The 9,703-nt window shown below is 37.2% G+C and carries 12 protein-coding genes and 1 pseudogene; 3 read left to right on the forward strand and 10 right to left on the reverse strand.

Features of this window, described 5'->3' with window-relative positions; translation table 11 throughout:
* Window positions 1–826: 826 nt before the first annotated feature.
* Window positions 827–973 (forward strand): annotated as a pseudogene (locus AB4140_RS07765) (IS91 family transposase); the annotation flags it as partial.
* Between the two features lie 262 nt (window positions 974–1,235).
* On the opposite strand, the gene AB4140_RS07770 reads toward AB4140_RS07765, so the two are convergent.
* The 6 genes from AB4140_RS07770 to AB4140_RS07795 form a co-directional block, all read right to left on the reverse strand.
* Window positions 1,236–1,745, reverse strand: a complete 510-nt coding sequence (locus tag AB4140_RS07770) for a hypothetical protein (protein WP_372000449.1) — start codon at window positions 1,743–1,745, stop codon at window positions 1,236–1,238.
* Between the two features lie 108 nt (window positions 1,746–1,853).
* Window positions 1,854–2,336 carry a hypothetical protein gene (locus tag AB4140_RS07775; protein WP_372000451.1) on the reverse strand — a complete coding sequence of 161 codons (483 nt, stop codon included), beginning with the start codon at window positions 2,334–2,336 and terminating at the stop codon, window positions 1,854–1,856.
* Between the two features lie 45 nt (window positions 2,337–2,381).
* Complete coding sequence (locus AB4140_RS07780; protein ID WP_372000453.1) at window positions 2,382–2,615, reverse strand: hypothetical protein; 234 nt, start codon at window positions 2,613–2,615, stop codon at window positions 2,382–2,384.
* Window positions 2,616–2,739: 124 nt separating this feature from the next.
* The gene (locus AB4140_RS07785) at window positions 2,740–3,039 is read right to left on the reverse strand and encodes a hypothetical protein (protein WP_372000455.1); all 300 of its coding nucleotides are present in this window, start codon (window positions 3,037–3,039) and stop codon (window positions 2,740–2,742) included.
* A 183-nt stretch (window positions 3,040–3,222) separates the two neighbouring features.
* Window positions 3,223–4,023, reverse strand: a complete 801-nt coding sequence (locus AB4140_RS07790; RefSeq protein WP_372000457.1) for a hypothetical protein — start codon at window positions 4,021–4,023, stop codon at window positions 3,223–3,225.
* Window positions 4,016–4,867, reverse strand: a complete 852-nt coding sequence (locus AB4140_RS07795; protein WP_372000459.1) for an SMODS domain-containing nucleotidyltransferase — start codon at window positions 4,865–4,867, stop codon at window positions 4,016–4,018. The genes AB4140_RS07790 and AB4140_RS07795 overlap by 8 nt, the downstream gene beginning before the upstream one ends.
* Window positions 4,868–5,546: 679 nt before the next feature.
* Here AB4140_RS07795 and AB4140_RS07800 point away from each other — a divergent pair.
* Window positions 5,547–6,506: an integron integrase gene (locus tag AB4140_RS07800; RefSeq protein ID WP_372000461.1), complete on the forward strand. Its 960-nt coding sequence runs from the start codon at window positions 5,547–5,549 to the stop codon at window positions 6,504–6,506.
* Window positions 6,507–6,676: 170 nt separating this feature from the next.
* Here AB4140_RS07800 and AB4140_RS07805 read toward each other — a convergent pair whose 3' ends face one another.
* The 4 genes from AB4140_RS07805 to AB4140_RS07820 form a co-directional block, all read right to left on the reverse strand.
* Window positions 6,677–6,901: a hypothetical protein gene (locus AB4140_RS07805; RefSeq protein ID WP_372000463.1), complete on the reverse strand. Its 225-nt coding sequence runs from the start codon at window positions 6,899–6,901 to the stop codon at window positions 6,677–6,679.
* Entirely contained in the window at window positions 6,901–7,305 is a 405-nt protein-coding gene (locus AB4140_RS07810) for an antitoxin Xre-like helix-turn-helix domain-containing protein (RefSeq protein ID WP_102476983.1), read from the reverse strand. The genes AB4140_RS07805 and AB4140_RS07810 overlap by 1 nt, the downstream gene beginning before the upstream one ends.
* Before the next feature lie 189 nt (window positions 7,306–7,494).
* Window positions 7,495–8,283, reverse strand: coding sequence for a metallophosphoesterase (locus AB4140_RS07815; RefSeq protein WP_102476984.1), 789 nt, complete (start codon window positions 8,281–8,283; stop codon window positions 7,495–7,497).
* An 88-nt stretch (window positions 8,284–8,371) separates the two neighbouring features.
* On the reverse strand, window positions 8,372–9,025 hold the full coding sequence (locus AB4140_RS07820; RefSeq protein WP_372000466.1) for a metallophosphatase domain-containing protein: 654 nt from the start codon (window positions 9,023–9,025) through the stop codon (window positions 8,372–8,374).
* 380 nt (window positions 9,026–9,405) lie between these two features.
* Between AB4140_RS07820 and AB4140_RS07825 the strand changes: the two genes are divergently transcribed.
* Window positions 9,406–9,699 (forward strand): hypothetical protein, encoded by a 294-nt coding sequence (locus tag AB4140_RS07825; protein ID WP_372000467.1) that lies wholly within the window; start codon window positions 9,406–9,408, stop codon window positions 9,697–9,699.
* Window positions 9,700–9,703: the final 4 nt, after the last annotated feature.

Consider the following 9,703-nt stretch of genomic DNA (forward strand, 5'->3'; position numbering starts at 1 on the left):
AGAAAATCAGTTATACCTGTATAGGCAACCAGTCATTTGGACGACAAGTAAGGCGGTCATAATCGATTAGAAAAAGTAAGGTTATGCTGATTATCCCATTGCTAGCACCAACTCATTTTGGGGCAGAAATGTGTTACGTCCCTAACCCACTTTTGGACATAAACGTGTTACCAGCACCAACGTTATACTTTATTTATATTCACTCAGTTACTGATGACCATCACTTCCATCTAACCCATTGCCTGCCGCAGGCTTATGTGCAGATACAACTGCGAGACGCTGCAAGTACGTCCTTGTAAGCTCTGCCAAAACATCCATGTTTTGGAAGCTCACTGCTGCATCTACACTGGGTTTATTATCTCTTCGATTTGACGGTATTTATGACAATAAAAATAAATACATCTGAAATTAAAATTCTAAAAGACTCAATTTGAATTGAGGTCATCGAGAAAAGGCCGTGAGCTTGGCATGGATGCCAAGCTAGCTATCGTTAGGCCAGGGATGGCCTATCGGAAGCGTTAGGGCTTTTCGACAATGACCGAAGAGGGATACAGATGAAGTTAAAAGCTGGATCAATCCCCATCGAAAATCATGCGTTATTCAGCATTTTTCGTCGGGGTGCTGAGGGATTGTTAAGGGGGACAAGCAGTTTCCCCCTTGACTCTGGTATGGGCGAAGCACCACGACGTTAATTCAAACGGAGTTTGTAAATAAAGCAATTAAACCAACGTTTTAAATTGTATGTGACCTAATATCACTATTTTGATTTATTCAAAATGACAAACTAGATTTGGGAAAAATTAATTATGGGTTTCACAGTTAATTTTCTAAAACGCAAGCCATACGACCTTGCCCATGCTGCCGACAACCGATGATAATTATGGGTTGCTGGCAACAAAGGGATGAAAAAGTGCATGCACGACTGACAAGCTTTTTTAGGCAAAAATCAACGACATCTAACGCCACTGTTTAAGCCGAGGAATTAGAAAGTTAACACTTAAGATGCGGAACAAGAAAAGTATCAGGAGGTGCTAAGGCATTGATATTTAGGTAAAGAAATTAGCTGACGATGCTAAGGGATCTATGCGGCTAGTAAAAAATGTAACTGCTCTGCACACATCGAAAAAGCGTAAGATCTTACGCCGATATTTACACTATAAAGGTATCACTCGGGCTTGTTCAACACTTGGGATAAGGCCGCGGCTACGCGCGGCCTATCCTTATCTGTTAAGTTACTAATACTCCAGACAATAAACGCCTGATTCATTAGCCCATTTTTTAATTTGCGGTATGACATTATCATTTTGAATATAAAATATATTTGTATAATCCCAACTTTCAAAGTACACAGCTTCAAATTCGGGTAAAACTAACCTGCAAAATTTATCAGATGAGTCATTATCACCCGCTGGGTGCAAATAATTACCCATCGCTTCTTGAGAGTTAAACTTTCTGAAAGAAGGTAAACAACGTTCCCATTTCCCTTTGAATTTAAAATTCAAAACTTCCGTATTTTGGGACATGACCTTAGCAAAGTTATGTAATAACTTGTCTCGGCGTAACTTCTCTTCTTGATCGGGATAATCTTCTTGAAACTCTTCACGAGTTAACCAGTGGTCAAAAACAGAAATTGCTACTTTCTTATAATGAGGAGTCTCATCTACACAATAAAGTTTAAATAGGTCTGGAAATTTGGTATTTAGCTCTACTTGCCTATTTTTACTTAAATTTAGAAATTTACGCACAGACTTCCCTAGTAACTTAACGCCCAAATAATAGGCAAATTGCAGTTGGTTAAAATAAGCGACGCAGGAGCAAAAACCAACTGTTATTTGTCCTGATTTATTTGCTTGTTATGAGTTTTTAATTGCAGACACGTGCCTACATATACGCCAAAAAACAAGTATATACCAAAGTAAAAATGGAAAAATATCCGCTGGGGTGCTTGCTAATTCAGGGTTTTGTGTAAAAGTGATTTCATAGTAGAAAATTAATGCGATTAACATTAATAGTAAAATAGGAATACTTCTAATTGAAACAACAAAACCGATACTAAAATATTTACCTAAAAAGTCATTTCCACTGGAACCACCATTGCATTTAAAAACGACGACAGTACCTAATATTGCAATAAGGATATTACCAACAGAGTTGATAGTATCCCAAGTATTGGGGTTTTCAACGGGAGTATAAGCTATTAGCTCAAAACTGATTACGGATATTGCAATATAAATAAGTGCATAATAAAACTTATTTTTCTCCGTTAGATTTCCTTGAATTATATCTTCTTTAAGTGATTCAATTTTCCAAAAGTACATAGTTCCCTCTAAACTCATAACGCCCAATTCAGCTGCGCCGTAGGCGTTAGCTGGAATTGCTTGTTAGCAGCGCACTTGTTGATTAGACGTAACCTTAAACTGCTTTTTAACTGCTTGAATAAAAGGGCGAATAGAACATAAGGCAGCAGCAATTAAGCCTAAAGGCTGTGTGTTGAAGCTGAGTTCATAATTACCTGAGTAAATTTCTAATGCCAAAATGTAACCGAAGTTGTAACAGCCAGAAATAATAATGACTGGACAGATAAATAACGCAATATAGTGAAATAACTTTTTCAACTACAACTCCTTGTGTTTATTAATGAAAAGCAGCTAACGCTTTTGTTGTGGGGCGGTTACACGTAGTGAGGGACGAGCGAAGTGTAACCGTCCCAGCACCGAAGGTGCGCACACCAACTGATTGTTAGGCTTTTCTTTCTAACACAAGCTCATCATCATCTTTTTTTACTTTTACATTATAATCTTTGTAAAGAGCATAAAGAACCACTGCACCCAAAACAAGTATACCAACTATATATACAACCTCTATTCCGATAGATGCAGTAATTAGACCTTTACTTGCCATATCATTTTTTGACAAGCCCTTTATCCCCTTAAATCTTTTAACTTTTTTGGCAAGACTTGGGTTCTTAATTCGAATACGGCTTTCTTTATTCTTAATGGCTTTTCCTAATTCTTTAACTGAATTTACAACTACTGTCACTTTAAAATCCTTATCTCTTTGTAAGTAATGGTTTATGCTGGCTTTATATTTCTAGATAGCTTGAATCATTGTAATAATTGAGCCTAACGCCGCACTAAGCGGACTAAAATTGTGGGTTATAATATGTAGCGAAGCGAAACGTAACCCACTGTTTTAGTTCCGTTTAAGTGCCTTGTTAGAGCGCTATTTAGCCACTCTCTCAGCCCACAATAAATTTAATTTATCTTGTTCATTGTCAAACACCTTTTGAGGAATTAAAGGTGTGTTCGATGTAACAACGTTATACTCAGCGAACAACGACAATAAATGAGGAAACGCACATTTTGAAGCACTTAATTGCTGATCAATGCTCGTGAGTTTCGATGTAGCACTACCAAAACTGATGGCTTTATCAATACCGTTCCACAGAGGGAAAAACATTAAGAATAACAGAGCTAACCTTGGTAGCGTATAGTTCGCATCAGAAGAGATTAAAGACAGCCCTGTTATTATCAAAACAATAATTAAAACGGAGAGTAAAATAGAATTCGTAATAGCTCTTTGTTTACAAGCTTGATATAGATGCTGCGACCAAAAACAACTTTCTTGAATTATTTCAACTAATCGCACTTCTGGGGTCAAGTCATCTGTTGCGTAATAATCACTATTCTCAAAACTACTAGCTTTATTGAACTCACTCTTTGTTACTTTGCTTTTTAAATAAGCTAAGTCAACTGACATATCTGAGCCATAAGATTTTTGTATGATATTTAATCTAATCAACTCTTGACCAAGTGATTTTTTACTACTCGTAGATTTAGATAGAAGCCATGAAGAAAATTCAGAAATTAATGCAATTACAGCAACTAAATACAACCAGTTACCATTTAGGAAAATTGATGATGCTGCGCAGGTGAACGTAATAAAATGCAAAAAGCTTTCATACTTCGAATACTGTTTAGCATTATCTAATACTGCACTTGATAAACTTTGAATACTAGCCATAAGAAGGAAACCTATCCCCGAAAATTTTGCCAAATTTCTCAATTGAATCTTTGTCGTTATTATTATAATGAGCTAGCCAAGCATCACGAGTTTTGCCTAGTGCAGCCTCAATTCTATTACTAGCTTCTAGCCTGTCTGAATAACTCAGGTAATCATCTACATAACCAGAAAGGCCTGAAGGTGAAGGGAGATAGCTCTGAATTTTTTTGTGCATGTGCTCAAAAAATTGATAAATATGCCATGGATAATCACTATAAAAATTATCGTAACTTAAAGCCATAACTTCGATATGAAATGATGAAAGATATGAAGAGTGCTTTCTATTCCATTCTTTTATCATTTTAATCAAATGAACTTTATGTTCGGAAGCCTTCTTCATATTATTGATATGAATTTTGGGTCTAGTCTCAATCCACGTATTATCATTTGCGTTTGGGATTTTATAACAATAGATGCTTCCATTGTCAGTAACTCTGTATGCAGGAACAATATCGACGTTTGGCCAAGTTTTAAAATATAGGGTTACAGCTTGACCATTTTTTTTAGCCATACGAGTGTTATATTCACTTAACTTATCACGTACTAATTGTAAGAATTCTTCTGGTAATTTATTTTCGGCATGCATTCCATAGTTGAGAACCAACATTACATCCGCATCAGCATAACCACTCAAGGACGTTCCACTAACTAAAGAACCTAATGGAAAAGCCTCCAAAATATTAAACTCTTTGCCTAACAAGCTAACTATCGACTGACATCTAGATTCAGCAGTATCAGCCTGGTTTCCAGTTATAGAGATCCTTTCGATAAACTTGTCGAATGAGACTGGGATAGTATATGGCAACGGAACTCCTTTTGCGCTCTAACGATTTAGTTCACGAGCCGAAGGTCTCGTGTAACGGCTTGTTCTTTACTTTCGGAGAGAGAGGGTTATCGCTACTCAATCCGTGAGTTCATATTCCATGCCCTTGGGGCTTAATTGATGCCCCCTGCGGCGTGAGGGAAGCATCGCTGCTTTACTTGAAGTCAATTGCAGGTCTCTTTAAAAGCTTTGCTTTACGAGCCTTAGCAAGTGCCTTCAAGCTATCATAAATTAGGCGTTTCTTCCATCACGTTTGGCTCTATCTATTCCTTCGGTTAGACTTAAATATCACTTCTTTTTTGCTAAAAATCGTCTACCGCAGGTCAAGAACAGCTTATTGATTAGCAGCAGGATAACCTCCTGCTTTCTTGTAAGTCTTTTCTTCAAGCTATCACTTGTAAGTATCTGTTGTAAATATATTTTTTAACAAAAAATACAGAAGAAATATGACAATTTAGAAGATAAAAAAGATGCATAGATGTTTACGAGGTCTGCATAACACTTTTATAAATATTACAAACAATTGATAATAATGAGTTAATTTTTAAAAGTTAGTATTATCGATGCGCCAATCAAACGATTTATGCATCTTTTTCATAGTAATTATCTTAACTTGAACTATAACTGTATATATATACAGTTCATTGGTGAGGCGACGGTTATGGGGCAATTAACATTTTTGGAGGCTATACGGGCAGAGATCAGGGTACGCCATTACAGCTATCAAACAGAAAAATCCTACCTCTATTGGAACCGTTATTTCATTCGACATTGTAATATTCGCCATGGCGCTGATATAAGCCCCGCTTTGATTGAACAATTTCTCTGCTTTTTAGCAGTCGAGTGTAAAGTGTCGGCGAGTACCCAGAAACAGGCCCTATGTGCCATTGTATTTGCTTGTCGCCATGTGTTAAAAGTTGAGTCCAATGAGTTACAATTTCCCTATGCAAAAGCCCCTAAACGAATACCGCAGGTATTGTCTAACGAAGAAGCAAAACTGATCATCAACAATTTGTCAGGCTACCACTATTTAATTGGTGCCATCCTATTTGGCTCAGGCCTAAGATTAAAGGAAGCCCTAAAACTTAGGGTAAAAGATATTGATCTAACCACTAAATCTATCTTTGTGTACCGAGGTAAAGGGCAAAAAGATCGAGTTTGTATGCTTCCTAACGGATTGATTGATACTCTAAAGTCACAAATGAAACTGGTAAAAAAGCTCCACGAGACGGATTTGTCAGATGGCTTTGGACTTGCTTCATTGCCCATCTCTCTCATCAGAAAATATCGCAGTAATGCTTCTAAGTTTCATTGGCAACATATCTTTCCTGCTAGCCGCCGTTGTATGCACCCAAGTGACAACTACGTGTGCAGACACCATATTCATCCAACGGCTTTTTCACGAGCATTAAGGCAAGCTACCACTAACAGTGGTATAGATAAGCGCGTTACCGCCCATACTTTCCGCCATTCGTTTGCAACATCTTTATTACTCAAAGGCCATGACATTCGCACCATCCAGGAGTTATTGGGACACAGTGATGTCAAAACAACCGAGATATATACCCATGTGATTGGTGGCCATCATACTGGGGTCATAAGTCCTCTTGATAGTCTTTAAGTCATACAACAAGACTAGCTACTAAAGCCATATCTTTTGCTTTCTGCATTAGTAAATATAAGGCAAACACAGAAACACAAAATTAGAATGAGTCATTGTTCTAAATGATAATGGGGCAAAAGCGTGTTAGCTTTGCCCTGTTAAAATTGCACATTAAACCCACCCGATCATCAAATATCATATTCAAGTCGCTCAATATATTTGAGTAATGCCCTAGCCTGAACATCCTTACCATAACAGCCGTAGGTTATGTTTGGGTTCGTGTGACCGACTATCAGCGCCACTATATTTTCACTGATAGCTAATCGCTTAAATTCATCGATAAAGGTGTGTCGAAGACTGTAAGAATATAAACCACCCACATGGTCTAGCAGATCGTCAAACAGTGATGACATTAGTGCACTCGATTCATATCTAAATAGCGACTTACTTTAGCTATCCCTAAATATCCATCCTCAGTCATCACTTCTAGCGGAGTGCGACCATCAAATTTTTGGTTACGCATTGTGACCCACCCATAAAGCAGTTCAGGGTTTTGGGGGTAAAGTAATCGCAAAGCTTTATGGATTGCCAATAAGTACCCTACACGCTCATATGAATCACGCCCTGTTGGGATGCCAACCAAGCCTTCTTCCATAGATTTTATTTTCTTACGACTAGAAGGGCTTATACCAAGCAATGAGCATTGGGCATCCTGTGAAATCCCCCAATACTTAAAAAGCTTTGTGACTGCTTTCGCAAGTACTCTCGACTCGACTTTGTTGACCGTTTTAGCTTGCACTCTATTTGTTGCTAACATATCAAAATCTCCTCATACTTTATTACATTATAAGGTCTGCAGGGACTGTAGTGGTCAACTAATATTGGTCACGATCTTAGAGTTTAACCAGAACAATCGCTATGTAATGGCAGATAAAACTGGTCTCTGTTTTAGAGTACTCAATAGACAAGGTTATCTGTCTTTTTACTGACTTTCATTTTATAACCACTATAAATGGTATACCTTATTTCTAAGTAATCCTGGGGTCATAGGCACGGAACCCTTGGGGTTGCTAATGAACTTAACATGCCCTGCGATTAATTTCTCCGTAGCATCATGCTGATGACCAGCGATCCAATATCTAGTTCTTAGAATTAATTCGTCCGATAAAGAGGCATGATAGAACGGGGCATATTCACTCGTACGATTTATATCTAATGCAAACGCTTCTAAATTGGGAAGGTGATGAGATACAACCAAATCCACCTTCGGCGGAAAATTATCAACAAAACTCTTAAATTGCTCTTCAATAATCTTGTAATTAATAAATTTCGGGTCATTCATCAATAGTCCGTAATCATCTAATAAAGATTTTGAGTAAGTGTGGATCGGAAACCACAAAGAACCACCGTAAATTAAAAAACCATCGATTACGATTGATTCATTGTTTAAAAAGTATAAATTGTCTACCAGCTGGCTATGATATTTTATTTTTTTCAAGGGCGAATTAGATAGCACTGTTGAATGGCTTACGTTATTAACCGATTCCTTTATAAAATGATAAGGATTCATTTTGTATAAACGATTTTTATTACTATACCATTCATGATTTCCACAGACATATATGACCGCACGAAAGTATTTACATAGAATAGTTTTTATATACTCCATGCCAGAGAGTGCATTAGCAGCATCACCCGCGATAATTAGAACGGCCTCAGGATCAAAGTCTAACCAAAAATCCTTTCTTATTTTAAAGTTATCAAGATGCAAATCACTCACAGGTATAAACTTCATATAATTACTCATTATTTTTTAATATAAATATTGCATCAAAGATGCTGAAAAATAAGGATATATCATCAGGTCGCAAGTCCCTTACGCTTTAAACCTGCAAATTGAGAATTTTAACAACGAAAAGCATTGGAGCATTACTGGGAATATATCGTCTTGTACAAGAGCTAGCATTGATGAATGTTGTTATACCATCTGACTCCCGACCATATCCCTCATGAATGTGCCCACAGACATGAAACTGAGGCTTTACTCGCTGGACAGCACTTAATAAGTCATTGCAGCCCACATGTTTTCCTTCTAGATTTTCATCTAAATGACGATAAGCTGGCCCGTGTGTTATCAGGACGTCTGTGTCGTCAGGGATTCGATCCCATTTCTGTTGTATTTCTGCTCCTCTCTGCAAATTAAACGCCCAATTCAAGAACCAGGGTTGCCAAGGTGAACCGTAAAATTTAATTCCACAAATCGTTACCTCTTCATCCTCTAGGTATACGGCATTTGTCATAGCCGCTCTAGCTTGAATCGGATTACTTTCAAATACTCGGTCATGATTACCAGCTATAACGATGCGATAGCGGTGCGGTAATTCTGTAAGCCAAGCGTTAAAATCATTCAACTCTTCCAGTTTTCCTGACTTCGTGATGTCACCTGCATGAATAAATACGTCAGCATCAGGAACTTCTATCTGTCGATACATACCATGCGTATCGCTAATCACAACACATGTCAGTTCGTCATTCATCTATTATAAACCCTACGTTAATTGTGTATTCAGTAAGCACAAGTTCATCTTTTTTTAGATCAACTTTCGCAGTTCATACGCAGAAATAGTCACTTTTATTCTTTATTTTTACTGACTTATTTGAGCTACCGAAATTATTAATCTTAGTATTTAAAACCTTATATCCAAAAGATAGGAATGTCAATATTTACATTAAACATCAATAACTTAAACCGTACACCATAAAATTTAATTAGCTTGTAATTTATGTATACCTTCCATTAATTAGTTTTGTATTTTAATAATTAAGTGATCGATGGACTACTTTCAGTTCTTACCAGTTGGTCTCATTCAGCGAGTTCCATACAAACTTAGATCTAAGCCAAACGGACTCCCCAGTAGTGAAAAATCCAGTACTGGAAATAAAATCAAAATATTACAGTACTGGAACCGCTACCAATTATTTTAGAAGTGAGTATTTACGTTTGAATGCTTCATTAGTGGAATTGCAGTCAATTGCTTTAGTGGTGGTGATATTTATTGTTGAAGGTTACAGTAGTGGAATCGCTACCAATTATTCTAGAAGTGAGTATTTACGTTTGAGTGTTCCACTAGTGGAATCGCAGTCAATTGTCATAGTGGTGGTGATATTTATTGTTGAAGGTTCCTGTAGTGGAACTGTAACCCTCCCTTAAATTC

Source organism: Shewanella sp. 10N.286.51.B2, assembly GCF_041469265.1.
In the GTDB taxonomy this organism is placed as follows: domain Bacteria; phylum Pseudomonadota; class Gammaproteobacteria; order Enterobacterales; family Shewanellaceae; genus Shewanella.